Source organism: Sulfurimonas sp., from assembly GCF_029027585.1.
Classification (GTDB): Bacteria; Campylobacterota; Campylobacteria; order Campylobacterales; family Sulfurimonadaceae; genus Sulfurimonas.
Map to the genome: position 1 here is coordinate 2,072,953 of NZ_CP093397.1, position 17,279 is coordinate 2,090,231.

Here is a 17,279-nt window from a genome sequence, read left to right on the forward strand (position 1 = left end):
GCCTAAATACAGGGCTTTGTTTGGTGTTATTATACTGAAAAATTGATTTTAAATTGCTTGATTGGATGTGTTTATATGAATGAGACTGGAAATAGTAGTTATTTCACAGTCTCAGGGGAGAGGGAACTAGATTATACATGATAGTTAGGTGCTTCTTGAGTTATGATTACATCGTGAACATGGCTTTCTTTTAGTCCAGCACTTGTTATTTCTACAAATTCTGCTTTATCCCAGAAAATTTCTATATTTTTGCTTCCGCAGTATCCCATAGATGCACGAAGCCCTCCCATCATTTGATGAACTATCCCAGAGATAGAACCACGAAAAGGAACACGACCTTCTATACCTTCAGGAACTAGCTTATCAGCAGCAGTTCCTTCTTGAAAATATCTGTCGTTAGAACCTTTTTGCATAGCCCCAATGCTTCCCATACCACGGTATGACTTGTATTGACGACCTTGAAACATGATGGTTTCGCCTGGTGATTCTTCAGTTCCAGCTAAAAGTGAACCAGCCATTATAGATGAAGCACCAACAGCTAAAGCTTTTGAAATATCTCCAGAGTATTTAATCCCTCCATCTGCTATAACAGGCACACCATGAGGTCTAGCTGCCTTTGCACACTCATCAATAGCAGAGATTTGAGGAACACCAACACCAGCAACAATTCTAGTAGTACAGATTGAACCAGGTCCGATACCAACTTTTACAGCATCTGCCCCAGCTTCTATAAGTGCAAGAACGGCCTCTTTTGTTGCTATATTTCCAGCAATTACATCAACTTCCATAGTATCTTTGATTTTTCTAACAGTATCAAGAATCCCCTTAGAATGACCATGTGCAGAGTCAAGAACTAAAACATCACACCCCGCATCTACAAGTGCTTTTGCTCTATCAAATTGACCAACACCTATAGCTCCACCTACAACAAGTCTTCCAAATGAGTCTTTGTTTGAGTTAGGATATTCGATTCGTTTTCTAATATCTTTTATAGTTACAAGACCTTTTAAAAATCCATCTTTATCTATAATAGGAAGCTTTTCTATTTTATTTTTATGCATGATGTCACCAGCATCATCAAGAGAGATTCCTTTAGATGCTGTGATAAGAGGCATTTTTGTCATTACTTCAGATGCCAGTTTACGCATATCTTTTTCAAATCGCATGTCACGATTTGTAAGGATTCCTAAAAGTTTGTTGTGACCATCTACAACAGGAACACCAGAGATTCTAAACTCACTCATAAGTTTCTCAGCATCTGCTAGTGAGGCATCTGGATGAACAAAAATAGGGTCTATAATGATTCCACTTTCACTTTTTTTCACTTTTGTTACTTGTTTGCATTGAGCTTCGATATCCATGTTTTTATGAATAATCCCGATACCACCAAGTCTTGCCATTGCTATCGCTGCTCTGTACTCTGTTACAGTATCCATAGCAGCAGAAACCATAGGGATTTTAAGTTTTATGTTGCGAGTTAGTTTAGTTTCTAAACAAACCTCTTTTGGTAATACTTCAGAATATTGTGGTACTAAAAGTACATCTTCAAATGTCAGTGCGCGTTTACGAATCTTCATAATTGTCCTTTGATGGAATAATAGATGGATTATATCTTTTTAGTTGTTAAAAATAAGTAAAGTTACAATTTTAAATTACTTTACAGGAGTAATATTATATTAAGCTAAGTATAAGATAGATTTATATAGACTTTCTCTGAATGAGTATTCATTTATATATGAGTATTGCAAAGTTAAAAGGAGAGAATTATGGTGAACGACGGTTTATACAAAAAGTTGTCAGCTCGAGTTGAAGAGTTATCTAAGTTATCTAGAATTGATGATAAAAAATCAATTCCTGAGTTAATGGAAGAAAATGGTTTCTCTAGAAGAGAGTTTATGGCATGGGCTGGAACAGTTACAGCGATGTTATCACTTCCTGCTAGTTTCACACCACTTGTAGCAAAAGCTGCAGAAGTTGCGGACAGACTTCCTGTTGTATGGTTACATATGGCAGAGTGTACAGGCTGTACTGAGTCTTTATTAAGATCAGCATCGCCAAGTATTGATAGTTTGATTTTTGATCATATATCTTTAGAGTATCAAGAAACTATTATGTCAGCAGCAGGTTGGCAAGCTGAGCAAAACCTTGAACATGCTATCGAAAGATACAAAGGTAGATATGTTCTTATGGTTGAAGGTGGAATTCCTCATGGTAATGGTAGTCACTTTTTAACTATTGGTGGCCATGGTAGAACAGGAGAAGACACAGCAATAGAAGTATCTGCAAATGCAGCGGCTATTTTTGCTATTGGAACTTGTTCATCTTTTGGTGGAGTTCAAGCAGCTTATCCAAATCCTACAAATGCCACTTCACTTAGTAATGTAATTAATAAACCTGTTATAAATGTACCAGGTTGTCCACCAAGTGAGAGTAATATTGTTGGAACGCTTATGCATTTCTTGCTATATGGAACTCTTCCTGCACTAGATGCTTACAATAGACCTAAATGGGCTTATGGCGAAAGAATTCACGATATGTGTGAAAGACGCGGTCATTTTGATGCAGGTGAATTTGTAGAGCAATTTGGTGATGAAGGTGCTAAAAGAGGATTTTGTTTATATAAAGTAGGCTGTAAAGGTCCTTATACTTTTAACAACTGTTCTAAGCAAAAATTCAATGAAGGTACATCTTGGCCAGTTCAAGCTGGACACGGCTGTATGGGCTGTAGTGAGCCAGATTTCTGGGATACTATGGGTGATTTACGAGAACCACTTGCGAACAGACTTTATCAAACAGCATTTGGTGGACTTGGTTCTGACGCAACAGCAGATAAAATTGGTTTAGGTTTACTTACAGTTACAGCTATTGGAATTGCAGCACACGCAGCAATATCAGCAGTTAAACCACCAAAAGAATAATTAAGGAGCATAGATATGTCAAAAAGAGTAATAGTAGATCCAATAACAAGAATAGAAGGACATCTAAGAGCTGAAGTTATCGTTGGTGATGATGGTATTGTAAAAGATGCTTTTGTTTCTTCAACTTTATGGAGAGGTTTAGAGGTTATAGCAAAAGGAAGAGATCCAAGAAATGTACCACTAATGATGCAAAGAATTTGTGGTGTATGTACTTATTCTCATTATTTAAAAAGTACAATGGCTATTGAAGATGCATTAGGAATTACAATTCCTTTAAATGCTGAACTAGTAAGAACACTTATGAATGCTGCATTATTTATGCATGATCATGTTGTTCACTTTTATCATCTTCATGGTGTTGACTGGGTTGATATCGTTTCAGCACTTAGTGCAGACCCTGCAAAAGCTAGTAAATTGGCGTTTAAATATTCAAAAAGCCCAATAGCTACTGGTGAAAATGATCTTATAAGAGTTCAAGAAAAAATAGGAAAATTTGCTAAGAATCCTCAAGGACTTGGGCCATTTGCAAACGCATATTGGGGACATGGAACTTACAAGTTCACTCCAGAACAAAATCTAATAGCACTTTCACATTATTTACACGCTTTAGAAATTCAAAGAGTAGCTGCGCAATTATTAGCTATTTTTGGTGGTAAAAATCCACATCCACAAAGTTTAGCGGTTGGTGGAGTTACCTGTGTTATGGATATATTAAACCCAGCTAAAATGGGTGAATATATGGTTAAATTTCAAAAAATTGCTGATTTTATTAATAATGCTTACTACCCAGATATCGTTATGGCTGGAGAGATGTTTAAAACTGAAGGTTCAGTTGTTAAGCAAATAGGTGTTCTTAACTTTATGGCATACGAAGATTTTGTTATTGGTAGAGGTGAAAAACTATTCAATACAGGAATCGTTATGAATGGAGATTTAACTAAAGTATTTGAATTAAATGAAGATTTAATTACTGAAGAAGCAACTCACTCATGGTACAAAAATGATAAACCACTTCATCCTTATGATGGTGAAACAGATCCAAACTATACAGGTTTTGTAGATGGAGAAACTGTTGGACCAGATGGTAAGATGATTAAGTCTAAACAGATTAATGAAAAAGATAAATATAGTTGGATTAAATCACCTAGATATGATGGTAAACCGATGGAAGTTGGTCCACTAGCATGTTTAGTTGTTGGTTATGCAAGTGGTAATAAAAAGATTCAAAAACTTGTTAACGACTTCTTAAAAGTAACAGGTCTTCCTGTTGGAGCACTGTTTACTACGCTAGGTAGAACAGCCGCAAGAATGTTACAAGCAAAATTAGTTGCAGATAATGCACTTGTAGCTTTTAACAATCTAATTGAGAACTTAAAAGTTGATCAAGAAACTTGTGCTACCTATACTATTGATAAAAACAAAGAGTATAAAGGTAGAGGTATGGGTGATGTTCCTCGTGGAATGTTAAGTCACTGGATAAGAATTAAAAATGGTGTTGTAGAAAATTATCAAGCTGTTGTTCCATCTACTTGGAATGCAGGTCCTATGGATTCAAAAGGTGTTAAAGGACCTTATGAAGCTGATTTAGTTGGATTAAAAATTGAAAATTTATCTCAACCATTAGAGATTATTAGAATTATTCATTCTTATGACCCTTGTATTGCTTGTGCTGTTCATGTTATGGATACAAAAGGTAACGAGCTGAGTGTCTATAAATTAGATCCTCTTTATGGCGGATGTAGCGTATAAAAGGAGAAATGATGAATAATGAAGCTCATGGAAATATTGAAATGGTACGCGAAGAAGAATTCGGGTCACCATATAGATGGCAACATTGGATAAGAGCATTATCTATTGTTGCTCTAACGCTAACAGGATTTTATATTGCTGATCCATTTTTAACACCAGCAGTAAATGCTGAACCAACAAATTTCATGCAAGCTCTTATTAGATCTTGGCATGTGATTTTTGGATTTGTTCTAATATCAGCAGTAATATTTAAAAGTTATCTGTTTTTATTTACAAAAAAATGTAGTATAGAAAGATCATCTTTGATGGATGTTCTAAATCCTCTAGTATGGGGTAAGCAAATTGGGTACTATTTACTAGTATCTAAGCATCCAAAACTAAAAGGGGTATATAATCCTATTCAGTTTATGGCGTATGTTACTTTATATATAATGTTATTTGCTCTTATTATTACAGGGTTGATACTTTATGTTCATGTATACCATCAAGGTCTTGGTGGAGCGTTATATGATACTATGAAAAGTATTGAAGTTATGATTGGTGGACTTGCAACAGTTCGTACTATTCACCATATTCTAACTTGGGGTATTATGTTATTTGTTTTAGGTCATGTTTATATGGCTGTTTATAATGCTGTCTTTGGTAAAGAGGGTGGAATGGACGCAATATTTAGTGGCTTGAAATGGCGTAAAAAAGATTAAATTAAAGCAAGGTTTTCCTTGCTTTTTTTTCAAAAGAAATATTAAAGTTTCTAATCAATCATTTTTTGCTAGAATGATTGATTAGAAACTTTTTTTTTAGTAATATTGGAGTAATGTGAAAATATTAATTTTAGGTATCGGTAATGTATTGTTTGGTGATGAAGGTATTGGCGTTCATTTAACAAATTTTTTAGATGAAAAATATAGTTTTGCATCTGAAGAACATAGTGTTAGTTTAGTTGATGGTGGTACACTTGCTCAAATTTTAATACCAATCATTACAGATTACGACAGAGTTGTTCTTATAGACTGTGTAAATGTAAAAGATGGAAATATAGGTGATGTTTATAGTTTTGATTTTAGTGCAGTTCCTGATTATATAACTTGGCAAGGTAGTGCACATGAAGTAGAGATGCTACAAACTTTACAGATGATTGATATGCTAGGCGACCTTCCTCCTGTAAAAATTGTTGGAGTGATTCCCTATGTTATTGGAGAAGATACAACATTTACAATTACAAAAGAAGTTTTAAACGCTTGTTTAACGATGGAAGACTCAATCATTAAATATATGGAAGAGTTAGGCATGGAAGTAAGTATAAAAAATAAAGATGTTGATCTTCAAGAAGTTGCAAAAACATCTTATTTGAGAGGTACAGAGTGTTATTAGAGTTTGTATTTGAATATTCATCATCATCTTTAGTTTATGAAAAAGTTCTTTTAAGAGTTTTAAAAAACTCAAACTTAGAGGGCAAACTTGTTAAAATAGATAAAACGATAAAACTTTATGTAAGTTCTGAGAATTCAGTTGAATTAGAAGAGTTTGCAAATAAGCTTTCTTTAGAACTTCCTCATTCAATATTTTTAAATAATACAGAAGTAAATGTTGTTGATACTCTTCCCGAAGAAGAGTTTGTTTTAGAAGAAAAATCAAAACCTGCTTTATCCTTTTGTCCAAGTTGTCTGAAAAAAGTTTTAGATGAGTCAAGTGCTGACTTTTATAACTCATTTTGTGAATGTGAAGTGTGTGGTTATGATGTAAATCTAGATGCTAAGAATCATCAAACAGACTTTCAAAGAATTGCTAAGTCTATTAGTGATGGAAATATTGTAAAAGTAAATACTTTTTATGGTGAATATTTTTTAGGTAAATTAAGTCAAAAGTGTAATGACATTTCTTTTGATATTTTAAGTTACGACCTTTCCTCAATACAAAACTATACAAGTGCAACAGAAAATGAGATAATTGCTCTAGGTGCGATTGAAAAACCACTTATAGAGTTAAAAACAAACCTAAAGTTTAAAGTTGATTTTGAGGGAGTTGAGAAAGAACTAGTAAGATTTAAATTAGCAGATGATTTAATCCTTCACTTTATCTCTTTAGAATTGCAAAAAAATGGAATTAATTTTGTTTTTATGACTCAAGATAAAATTGATTACCAAGATGAGTTACTTTTAATTGAGCCAAAAATTAATCTAAAACCGATTGAGTGTGTAGTTGGAGAAAAAAATATTATTATTTTAAGTGGAAATAAAGGACTACCAAAATTTAATCTTTCTTCAGAGAAAGTAGTACCTTTTGTTGGTGCTTTTAACTCTGTAATAAAAGAACATAAACTCTTTGATAAAACAGTTGTTGGGCTTAACTTGAGTAAAGATTATCATAACAATATCTTAGCTTTTTCTAAAAAATTTGGAATGATTGAATATCTTTCTTTTAAGTTTGAGTTTAGTTCAATCGCTCAAATATTTGAGGCGATAGATGCAAGTGATGAAAAAGCTTCAAAACTTCTAAGTTCATATAAAGAAAAATACCCAGAGCATTGTGAAAAAATATCTAAAATTACTTTTGATGATAAAGATTTAAATGTTTATAAATTATGGGGAATAATCGCAATTATCTTAGATATGAGTGATGATGAAGATTTATATGAAAGTGCAAATACTTTAGAAAAAAATGCAAAATTATTTTTAGGTTCAAAAGGTCCTAGAATTGATTATAAACTAAGTACTATAAAGGGAAAAGTTTTTCTTGACCCACTTATGGTTATAAGAACAGCTATGACTTTTAGACTAGCAGGAATAGACCCACTTAGTCTTTGTTATGGAGTAATAGAGAGTTTTGTAGAGTTTGTTTCAGGACAATTAGATGATATAAAAGAAAGTCTAAGTACAGATGTTGTAGTAGTTACGGGTTCACTTCTTGGAAACAATCATCTCTTTAGTAAATTAGATAAAGAAGTGTCTATAAATCATGAGCTTTATTTTAACAAAGAAATCTCGGTAGATGGTGATAATATCTTATATGGTGGAAATGAATTAGTTGCAGATTAAAAGAGTAAAGTTTGAAATATTTGGGCAAGTCCAAGGTGTTGGATTTCGTCCGTTTATATATAAGTTAGTTACACAACTCTCTCTTAAGGGTTTCGTAAAAAATAATCAAAATGGTGTAGAGTTAGAAGTAGAAGGCTTAGATGCAAACATATCTAAATTTGAAACACTTTTACACTCCGAGCTCCCTCCTTTAGCTAGAATAGATAAACTTCAAAAAACAGAAAAAAAACAGAAAAATTATACAACCTTTGAGATTATTCAAAGTACAAATACTCTAGATGCTACTTCTAAAACTGCTCTAATTTCTCCAGATATTGCTACATGTTCAGAGTGTCTAAACGATATAAAAAATACCAAAAAATACTTAAATTATTTTGCAACAAACTGTACAAATTGTGGACCCAGATACTCCATAATAAAAACTGTTCCTTATGATAGAGTAAACACTTCTATGAAAAGATTTACAATGTGTAACTCTTGTAAAGATGAATATAAAAATCCACTCAATCGCAGATACCACGCACAGCCAATATCTTGTAATAGTTGCGGACCAACTTTAAATGAGAGTATCAAAAAAACAGCAGATAATATTAAAAGTGGAAAAATAGTTGCCATAAAAGGAATAGGCGGTTTTCATATAATTTGTGATGCTAATAATAGTGAAGTTATAAAAAAGTTAAGAGAGTTTAAGCATAGACCTTCTAAACCTTTTGCCATAATGTGTAAAGATGAAGAGCAAGTTAAAGAAATAGCATCTATGAGTGAAAAAGAGAGTGAACTTTTAACTTCAAAAGAAGCACCAATCGTTATTTTAAAAAAGAATATAAAAAATAGTGGCAAATATTCAAAGTATATCGCTCCAAATATAGATAGAATAGCTTGTTTCTTACCTTATACTTCACTTCATCATTTACTCTTTGAGCATCTAGAAAACCCAATAGTTGCAACAAGTGCAAATTTGGCAAATGAGCCAATAATCATAGATGCCAATATGATAAAAGAAAAATTGTCTTTTGTTGAGTTTATATTGGATTTTGATAGAGAGATAATAAATGGTGTTGATGACTCTTTACTTCAAGTGGTAGATGCGAAAGTGCAGATGCTAAGACTATCTCGTGGTTTTGGACCAAAGGTTATTAAACTGCCATTTAAGAGTAAAAAGAAAATCTTAGCAGTTGGTGCAAACGCCAAAAATGCGATAGCTTTTGTAATTGATGATAATATTATTTTATCTCCTCACATCGGAGATTTAGGTTCTTTAAAAGCTTTTGAATTTTTCCAAGCAACGATAGAAACTTTTAAAAGATTTTATGATTTTGAGCCAGACATCATAGTCTATGATAAACATCCAAACTATGAAACTACTTCTTGGGCGAAACAACAAGATAAAGAGTTAAAAGAAGTTCAACATCATTTAGCACATATCTATGCAACAAAAGCTGAGTTTGCTCTTGATGGAAATTATCTAGGATTTAGTTTTGATGGAACTGGTTATGGGGATGATGGTTTACTTTGGGGTGGAGAGATTTTTTTAGGTGATAAAAGAAAATACACTTTTAAATCCATCAAACTTCTTGGTGGAGAAAAGGCTATAAAAGAACCTCGTAGAGTCGCTTTGAGTATGCTTTTTGATAGATATACTTTAGATAAAGTGTTGAGTTTAAACTTAGAACTTGTAAAATCATTTAAAAAGAGTGAAGTAAAAATTCTTCATCAAAGTTACAGTAAAAATCTAAATGCTCCTAAAAGTAGTTCAGTTGGTAGAATGTTTGATGCTATCGCTTCTTTTTCTAACCTACTTCATTTTCAAACTTATGAAGGTGAAGCAGGGCTAATATGTGAGCAAAATTATAAACCTGAGATAACAAAGGTATTTGAGTATAAAGTCATAGATGGAGTTATAGAGATAGAGTTTGATGTTTTTGATAAAGAAATAGTGAGCATCTATATAAATACCTTATGTAAAATTGTCTTAGATATCTCAAAACAAGAGAAAAAAGATGTCATCTTAAGTGGTGGTGTTTTTCAAAATAAAACACTTTTAGAGCTAATAATAAAAGACCTGAAAAAAGAAAATATAAAATACTACTATCAACAAGAAACTTCTATAAATGATGGTGGAATAGCTTTGGGACAAGCTTATTATCAAGTTATGCAATAATAAAGAACTAAACCAGTTACACCTCAGTAAAGGTGGAACTAGAAAACTATATCAAGTGATTTCTTTTTCTACATTAAGTCTACTTTCGTTATAGTGTTTGTTGAATAAATAGTTGTTTTGTCACTTCGCATGAAAACAACAAAATGTCGGAGAAGATAGATGTGTCCCTCGACCCTTGGCGGTATATTCAAAAATAAATAAATTAGGATTTTCAATGGGTACAGGTATTAGTTTATTAAAGAAAGTAGCTAGAACTATTGATAATGCAAACAAAAAAATATTAAAAGAAGAAAAAGCTCAAGAACGAGAAATAGTTAGACAAGAAAAAGCTAAAATTGCTAATGATAGACGAGAGCATAAAGAAAATATGCGTGAAATAAATGCAGAACTCGCTGAGAGTAGAAAAGCAAGTAAGATAGCAGAGCAAGAATATAAAAAAGCGAATAAAGAACACAGAAAAAAAATGCAAGAATTTAAAGAAAGAGAAAAAGAATGGAAAGAAGAACAAAAAATTAAACAAGAACATATAAAACATATTTTAGAAAATGATAAAACATTATTTGAAAATAGAACTTTACAAAGAAAAAATATACGAATAGAAATAATGAGAAAAATTTTACAATAGGAATGGAAGATGGAAATTAATATTATTACAGGTATTTTATTTGTTATTAGTATTATATCGACAATTATAGCTATGTATGCGATAATCCAATACAAAAATAAAAATACAGATGGGTTGTCACTTGAAGAACAAATTACAAAATATAATGAAGTGTTAACGCGTAACAAAACAGATAATTTATTACTCGAAGAGCAGATTATAAAATATAATAAAGATTTATTAAAATTAAAAGATGAATATAAAAACTTACAAAAAAAAAATCAATTAGATAAAATAGAACAAGAAAAAATTCTTTCACAGTATCATAAAGATTTAGAAGAAAAAAAATTAGAATTACAAAGTCTTATTAAATTAGAGAAGGAAAGTGAAACATTAAATGAATCAGTTATCATCTTAAAAAATGAACTAGAAAAATGTGAACATAATATTTTAGAAATTAATAACAAAAAAAACGAACTTACGAATGAAATAAATGATATTAAAAAAGACATTCAATTATATTCACAAGTACATAATTTAATTGCTGTTGGATTTTTTGAAGAACCTATATATCTTTTTGAAACAAGCCAACGATTTAAAGAAGAAATACTTCTAATTCGTCAAGAGCAAAAAGAACTTATTAAAATAGGACAAGCTATTACTATACCTGAAGAAATTGCTTTTTTAGATGAGTCAGGAGATGCTAAAAAAGCAATTAAAGGGCAGTCAAAGATTATGCTTAAAGCTTTTAATATAGAAACTGATTTATTAATTAATTTATTAAAGCCTAGTAACTTTGCAAATACATTAGAAAAGATAGAAAAGCTAGCTAATGAAATAGAAAAGTCAGCATTATCTTTATCTTGTGCTTTTACAGAAGAATATGTAAAATTAAAATATAATGAATGTACATTACAATATCAATTTAAATTAAAACAAGCATATGAAAAAGAGGAACAAAAAGCTATAAAAGAACAAATACGAGAAGAAAATCAAGCTATAAGAGAATATGAAATTGCATTAGCAAAAGCTGAAAAAGAAGAAAAAATGTATAGACTTGCTTTGGAGCAAGCAAGAAAAGAACTAGATGTTGTTGATGATGTAACCAAAAATGAACTTATTGCAAAAATATCATTTTTAGAATTAAATTTAGAAGAAGCACTAGCTAATGAAGAACGAGCGAAAAGTATGGCACAACAAACAAAACGAGGACATGTTTATGTGATATCAAACATTGGTTCGTTCGGTAAAAATATTTATAAAATTGGTATGACTAGACGACTTGAACCATTAGATAGGGTTAAAGAATTGGGTGATGCATCTGTACCTTTTATATTTGATGTACATGCCATGATTTTTAGTGATGATGCCCCTAGATTAGAACGAGAATTACATGAAAAATTTACACATAAAAGATTAAATGCAGTTAATCATAGGAAAGAATTTTTCAATGTAAGCTTAAGTGAGATAAAAGAAGAAGTCGATAATATTATTGATATAAAAATTGATTTCAAAATGACAGCATTAGCTGAGGATTATTATGAGAGTATAAAATTAAAAGATGTACTGAAAGTTTAAAGACTTACAAACATAACAAAATGAAGGAGCAAATATTTGGGGACTGGTTAAATATTGACTCCTTCATTTTATAGTATTTAGTTGCTTAATGTATTATACGAAGGAATCATATGTCATACACACCAAAAATACCAAAAGATGCAGTAATAGCAAGTGAAAATAGCTTTCTTTTTTTTTCCTCTATGTCATTTATTTTATATTTACTTTTAATTCTTAGTTTTTATTACTCAAAATTAGATGACTTTTGGATTGGAAACCGTATTTGGGCTTCTGGCAGTGCAATAGTATTTTTGTCAGTAGTTCAAATTCGATTTTTTAATATCAAGTCTAATGCTAGTCCAGATAATAGAAATTTCAATTTAACAGACTTTAGAGGTTGGATATTAAATTTGGAAAAAATATATAGCTATATATGGATAATCGGTTTTATATTAATTGGTATCTCACGCTGGAATCAATGGTAAAGTTTAGTATTAAGAAAAGATAAAATACTACTATCAACAAGAAACTTCTATAAATGATGGTGGAATAGCTTTAGGACAAGCTTATTATCAAGTTATGAATAATAAAGAAGCCTTCTAGTTCCATCTTTCCGAAGATGGAATGCCTATAAAATTAAAGAACTAAACCAGTTACACATTAGGAGAGACTGTGAAATAACAACAGTTTATTTTACGGTCTCCAATGGGATGATTTTTTATCTTAAAATTATAGCTTTTCTACTTTTAAATTTAAGCATAAAGTAAATTCTAAAAAAACAAACTACATATAATAAAGAGTTAGCTATATATTGAGCTATTTCTTCTTTTATGGAACTTATATCTCTATCTTTTAAAGCTATCATCAGTTTTTGAAATAGATTTATACCTATCAAATTTAAAAGTCTTTTAAAGTTATAGCTAAACATGATAAGTGCATTTTCACCTGATACTTTTTCTTTGCCACGAACAAGATAATGATCCCAACCTAAAGTTCTTTTAATTGTTCCAAATGGATGTTCAACTATTGAACCTCTTTTTTTGACTATTACTTTAGATTCTTCAGTTTGCATCTTTTTATTATGTGCTTCTGTTATATACTCATGTTCCCATCTATATATTTGTTTATATGGTGCTTTTGTAGGTATACATTTATCTTTGAGAGGACAAGCTTTACATATTGCACTTGTACCTGTATAAATGAAATTAACTTTATCATTCTTTATTTGTGGTGCAATTCTTTTTTTTAGTTGATAATTATTAGGACATATATAGCAATCATTGTTATCATTGTAAATAAATTCATCTCTTGTAAATTTACCTTTGTCTTTTTGAACTTGTCTCATATTTGCTAAAGGAACAATAGCATTAATATTATCTTCACTACATTTTTTAAATTCTTTAGCACTATAATATCCTGTATCAGCTACTATCTTTAGTTTATCTACTCCTAAATTTTCTTTAGTCTCTTTTGCCATCTTATGCAGTTGTGCTCTATCGCTACCTACTGTTGAAATATCAGTAGCTACTATGAATTTAAATGAATCATCTACAACTATCTGTGAATTATATGCCATAAGGTTATGTGCAGGTTTTTTCATAAGAGAAGCATCTGAATCTGTTTTATTATATTGAGTTTTACCCATCTCTTCTAAAAGTTTTAAGTTTTTAGATAACTCTTCTTGTTGATATTTTAGTTTTCTTAAATCTTTTGGTAGTTTATTAATGATACTTGATGGTTGTTTCTCTTTATCTGCATACTCTAGTGATTTGAGATACTCTTCTATTTCAGTTTCAATTTTAGTTAAATCTTTATCCAGTGTCTTTTTCAATATTAGTTGATTTTTAGAGGCATTCGCTCTTAAAAATGCTCCATCAACAGCTTTTAATCCATCCCCTATTAAATCTATATTTTTACATAAAACTACAAACTCTTTAAATACTTGTTTTAGTGCTTTTGGATTCCTTGCTCTAAACTCTGATATAGTTCTATATGTTGGTTTTAAGTCTTGTGCTAGCCATATTAGTTCTAGGTTTCTTTTACACTCTTTTTCTAATGCTCTTGAACTTCTTATCTTATTTAGATAACCATAAATATATATTTTTAACAGTAGTTTAGGACTATAAGCTTTTTGTCCATCTGCTCTATCACTTTTTCTTGTATTTGAAAACTGCAGTTTAGTTAAGTCTAATAATTCTACATAAGAATCTATTGCTCTTACATTGTTATCTTCATCTACATAATCATCAATACTTGGTGGAAATAATAATTGCTGATTTCTATTTAAACCTTGTTTATATAGTTCACTCATTAGTTGCCTTAAAAGCCTAAATACAGGGCTTTGTTTGGTGTTATTATACTGAAAAATTGATTTTAAATTGCTTGATTGGATGTGTTTATATGAATGAGACTGGAAATAGTAGTTATTTCACAGTCTCAGGAGCGGTGGAACAAGAAAATAAGCAAGGACAACATGAAAAATCCAAATAGAAAAACAGTTTCAAAACTAGAAGTCTTACCAAATCTTGGAAAAGCTAAAAGTAGGTTTTTACTGGGTTAGTAATTGTCTAGTTTATAGGGACATTCCACTATGATTATATCTTTCACTATATAGTTACTTACAGTATTTAAAATATCCTTTTGCAAAACGAGAATGAGAAGGGTTCTCTTTTAACTTAGTGGAAAACTTTTTGCACTTCATAGAATCAGGTGTTTTTTTAATATCTTTAAATTTTTCAGCTAGTTTCCCTATTATCTTATCAAATTCTTCTTTTTCAGCTGCTATTTCAGCATTTCTTGCAGCTTCTATTTTAGCATTGTTCTCAGCAGCCTTTCTTTTTGCTATGTTCTTAATCATATCGTCAGTATAGTTATGGTCTTTCTTAAGAACCTTCGCGATGCTATAATTATTTGATAAGAAGCAATCTGAGTCGTTAAGAACTTTCCTAGCTGAAGATAAAGCATTCATATTTAAAAATTTCTGAACGTAAGATAAAGATAGTTTAGACCTCTCGATATTAGATAAATAGTGAATTTCTAGGTTTTCTTTTGTTTCATAAACATATTCTAATATGGGTGTTCTTTTGCAAGAAGCATATATGTTGATTGACAACATAAGTGTAAAGATACTAAGCGTAAGTTTTTTCAATTTCAATCCTTTTATTCTAAATAGTATATACAATTAACAGTTAATATTTCTTTTTTTAGTTCTTTTATCGTTCCATCTTTCCGAAGATGGAATGCCTATGAAATTAAGGGTTAATTAGTTACACCTCAGGAGAGGTGAAACAAGAGATAAGCTTGATGAAAGTTCACATTTATGTTAACATTAGCTTATGAAAGAAATTAAATTCTATAAAACATTATCAGGAAAAAGTCCTATTGAAGATTTTCTTGATTCATTGTCTTCAAAAGAAGCTCAAAAAGTTACATGGGTTTTGAGTCTAATTGAAGATATGGACAATGTGTCTACTAAATTTTATAAAAGACTTAGTAATTGTGATGGAATTATAGAAATAAGAGCTCAAATTGGTAAAAACAATTTTAGACTTTTAGGTTTTGAATATGATGGCATATTTGTTGTACTTACAAATAGCTTCAAAAAGACGGGGTGCCTCTTGAGGGTAAAGACCAAAAAGTTCCAAAGTTTGAAATTACTTTAGCTCAAAAAAGAAAAGATGAATATCTTTCACGAGGAGAATTACATGAGTGATTTAAAAAAATATATTTTAAAAAGAAAAAAAAGTGATACTGAGTTTACTTTAAATTTTGATGATGGATATCAAGAGTTTAAAATAGGTGAAATGTTAAAACTTGCTAGAAAAGAAACAGGTTTTACTCAAGAACAGATAGCGGAAGCAATGCATACAAAAAAATCTGCAATTTCTAGAATAGAAAATCATGCTCAAGATATTAGACTATCAACGCTTCAAGCTTTTGCTCATATAATGGGTAAAGAGCTAAAAATCCAACTAGTTTAAAGGTGTACCAACAAGTTATTCGCCTGCGTGACCGTTACATAAAAGGACAACATGAAAAATCCAAATAGAAAAACTGTTTCAAAACTAGAAGCCTTACCAAATCTTGGAAAAGCTATTAGTTCAGACCTAAGATTAATTGGTATATCTAAACCTCAAAATTTAATTGGAAAAAATCCTTTTGACTTGTACAATGAACTTTGTATAAAAAAAGGTGAACCTGTTGACCATTGTGTTATAGATGTCTTTATGTCTGTAGTAGATTTTATGGAAGGTGGAGAACCACAACCATGGTGGACTTTTACACAAAAACGAAAACAAACTTTTAAAGAGGGAAAATAAAATGAATGTACATGAAAAAATCAACTATGTTGAATTACCAGCTAAAGATCTTCAAGCTACAAAAACTTTTTTTACCAAAGTATTTGATTGGTCATTTGCAGATTATGGTTCTGAGTATATTGCATTTTCAAAAGAGGGACTTGATGGAGGATTTTATAAATCTAATCTGTCTTCATCAACAACAAATGGAAGTGCTTTAATCGTTTTTTATAGTAATGATTTAAAAACTACTCAATCAAAAATTATAGATGCTGATGGTTCTATAATAAAACCAATATTTGAGTTCCCTGGTGGTCATAGGTTTCATTTTAGTGACCCTAATGGTAATGAATTTGCAGTTTGGTCAGACAAAGGTGCATAACAAGTTACGACTTCAAATATTTCTCAACTAAACTTTAAAGGATAAAAAATGCCAAGACCTAAAAATAAAGATGAACTTTTAGAACTAAGCAATAGTAATTTTAAGAAAATGTTTGAATTAATAGAGTCTTTTGGTGAAGAAGAAATCATAAACGGTAAAATACCATTTGAAGATAGAGATAAAAATATAAGAGATATCTTAGCACATCTTCATCAATGGCACTTGATGATGTTAGATTGGCATAAAGTTGGAATGAGTAGAGAAAAACCCGATATTCCTGCAAAGGGTTATACTTTTAGAACTATTGCATCACTAAATCAAAAAATTTGGAAAAATTATCAAACAACCAAATATGATGAAATATTAAAGATGCTTGAAAAATCATTTTTAGAAGTTCAAGAAGTTATAAATAAATACAACGATGAAGAATTGTTTGAAAAAAAGAGATATAAATGGACAGGTACAACATCCTTAGCCTCTTATCTCATTTCAGCAACATCAAGTCACTATGATTGGGCAATGAAAAAACTTAAAAAGTATAAAAAAGCACTAAAAATATACAAATAAACAAATAA

At 30.6% G+C, this 17,279-nt stretch carries 17 protein-coding genes; 14 read left to right on the top strand and 3 right to left on the bottom strand.

Translation table 11 applies throughout. From position 1 onward, the window contains the following. Window positions 1-131: 131 nt before the first annotated feature. The gene (guaB, locus tag MOV50_RS10740) at window positions 132-1,577 is read right to left on the bottom strand and encodes an IMP dehydrogenase (protein WP_321777903.1); all 1,446 of its coding nucleotides are present in this window, start codon (window positions 1,575-1,577) and stop codon (window positions 132-134) included. 189 nt (window positions 1,578-1,766) lie between these two features. Between guaB and MOV50_RS10745 the strand changes: the two genes are divergently transcribed. The 9 genes from MOV50_RS10745 to MOV50_RS10785 all read left to right on the top strand — a co-directional run bounded on the left by MOV50_RS10745 (window position 1,767) and on the right by MOV50_RS10785 (window position 12,509). After that, window positions 1,767-2,918: a hydrogenase small subunit gene (locus MOV50_RS10745; protein WP_321777904.1), complete on the top strand. Its 1,152-nt coding sequence runs from the start codon at window positions 1,767-1,769 to the stop codon at window positions 2,916-2,918. Window positions 2,919-2,933: 15 nt separating this feature from the next. Then, window positions 2,934-4,667 carry a nickel-dependent hydrogenase large subunit gene (locus MOV50_RS10750; protein WP_321777905.1) on the top strand — a complete coding sequence of 578 codons (1,734 nt, stop codon included), beginning with the start codon at window positions 2,934-2,936 and terminating at the stop codon, window positions 4,665-4,667. Between the two features lie 11 nt (window positions 4,668-4,678). Then, window positions 4,679-5,368: a Ni/Fe-hydrogenase, b-type cytochrome subunit gene (gene cybH / locus MOV50_RS10755; RefSeq protein WP_321777906.1), complete on the top strand. Its 690-nt coding sequence runs from the start codon at window positions 4,679-4,681 to the stop codon at window positions 5,366-5,368. A 115-nt stretch (window positions 5,369-5,483) separates the two neighbouring features. Then, entirely contained in the window at window positions 5,484-6,038 is a 555-nt protein-coding gene (locus tag MOV50_RS10760; protein WP_321777907.1) for a HyaD/HybD family hydrogenase maturation endopeptidase, read from the top strand. Further along, window positions 6,029-7,702 (top strand): hydrogenase, encoded by a 1,674-nt coding sequence (locus MOV50_RS10765; RefSeq protein ID WP_321777908.1) that lies wholly within the window; start codon window positions 6,029-6,031, stop codon window positions 7,700-7,702. The genes MOV50_RS10760 and MOV50_RS10765 overlap by 10 nt, the downstream gene beginning before the upstream one ends. Beyond that, a complete protein-coding gene (gene hypF, locus MOV50_RS10770) occupies window positions 7,692-9,863 on the top strand; it encodes a carbamoyltransferase HypF (protein ID WP_321777909.1) in 2,172 nt (723 codons plus the stop codon). Before MOV50_RS10765 ends, hypF begins: the two co-directional genes overlap by 11 nt. 214 nt (window positions 9,864-10,077) lie before the next feature. After that, window positions 10,078-10,488 (top strand): hypothetical protein, encoded by a 411-nt coding sequence (locus MOV50_RS10775; protein ID WP_321777910.1) that lies wholly within the window; start codon window positions 10,078-10,080, stop codon window positions 10,486-10,488. Window positions 10,489-10,497: 9 nt separating this feature from the next. Next, window positions 10,498-12,045: a DUF4041 domain-containing protein gene (locus tag MOV50_RS10780; protein ID WP_321777911.1), complete on the top strand. Its 1,548-nt coding sequence runs from the start codon at window positions 10,498-10,500 to the stop codon at window positions 12,043-12,045. A gap of 110 nt (window positions 12,046-12,155) precedes the next feature. Beyond that, on the top strand, window positions 12,156-12,509 hold the full coding sequence (locus MOV50_RS10785; RefSeq protein ID WP_321777912.1) for a hypothetical protein: 354 nt from the start codon (window positions 12,156-12,158) through the stop codon (window positions 12,507-12,509). A 233-nt stretch (window positions 12,510-12,742) separates the two neighbouring features. Here the strand turns inward: MOV50_RS10785 and MOV50_RS10790 are convergent, their stop codons facing one another. Together MOV50_RS10790 and MOV50_RS10795 are read right to left on the bottom strand one after the other, a co-directional pair. Continuing rightward, window positions 12,743-14,335, bottom strand: coding sequence for an IS1182 family transposase (locus MOV50_RS10790; protein ID WP_321777247.1), 1,593 nt, complete (start codon window positions 14,333-14,335; stop codon window positions 12,743-12,745). A gap of 303 nt (window positions 14,336-14,638) precedes the next feature. Continuing rightward, window positions 14,639-15,172 carry a hypothetical protein gene (locus tag MOV50_RS10795; protein WP_321777913.1) on the bottom strand — a complete coding sequence of 178 codons (534 nt, stop codon included), beginning with the start codon at window positions 15,170-15,172 and terminating at the stop codon, window positions 14,639-14,641. Between the two features lie 187 nt (window positions 15,173-15,359). On the opposite strand from MOV50_RS10795, the gene MOV50_RS10800 reads away from it, so the two are divergent. Genes MOV50_RS10800 through MOV50_RS10820 form a run of 5 tightly spaced genes read left to right on the top strand, consistent with a single transcriptional unit; the run spans window position 15,360 to window position 17,271 of the window. Continuing rightward, complete coding sequence (locus MOV50_RS10800) at window positions 15,360-15,686, top strand: type II toxin-antitoxin system RelE/ParE family toxin (protein ID WP_321777914.1); 327 nt, start codon at window positions 15,360-15,362, stop codon at window positions 15,684-15,686. Window positions 15,687-15,728: 42 nt separating this feature from the next. Beyond that, a complete protein-coding gene (locus MOV50_RS10805; RefSeq protein WP_321777915.1) occupies window positions 15,729-16,004 on the top strand; it encodes a helix-turn-helix transcriptional regulator in 276 nt (91 codons plus the stop codon). 51 nt (window positions 16,005-16,055) lie between these two features. Further along, complete coding sequence (locus MOV50_RS10810; protein ID WP_321777916.1) at window positions 16,056-16,343, top strand: helix-hairpin-helix domain-containing protein; 288 nt, start codon at window positions 16,056-16,058, stop codon at window positions 16,341-16,343. Between the two features lies 1 nt (window position 16,344). Further along, the gene (locus tag MOV50_RS10815) at window positions 16,345-16,704 is read left to right on the top strand and encodes a VOC family protein (RefSeq protein WP_321777917.1); all 360 of its coding nucleotides are present in this window, start codon (window positions 16,345-16,347) and stop codon (window positions 16,702-16,704) included. 48 nt (window positions 16,705-16,752) lie between these two features. Then, a complete protein-coding gene (locus MOV50_RS10820; RefSeq protein WP_321777918.1) occupies window positions 16,753-17,271 on the top strand; it encodes a ClbS/DfsB family four-helix bundle protein in 519 nt (172 codons plus the stop codon). The last annotated feature ends 8 nt before the right edge of the window (window positions 17,272-17,279 follow it).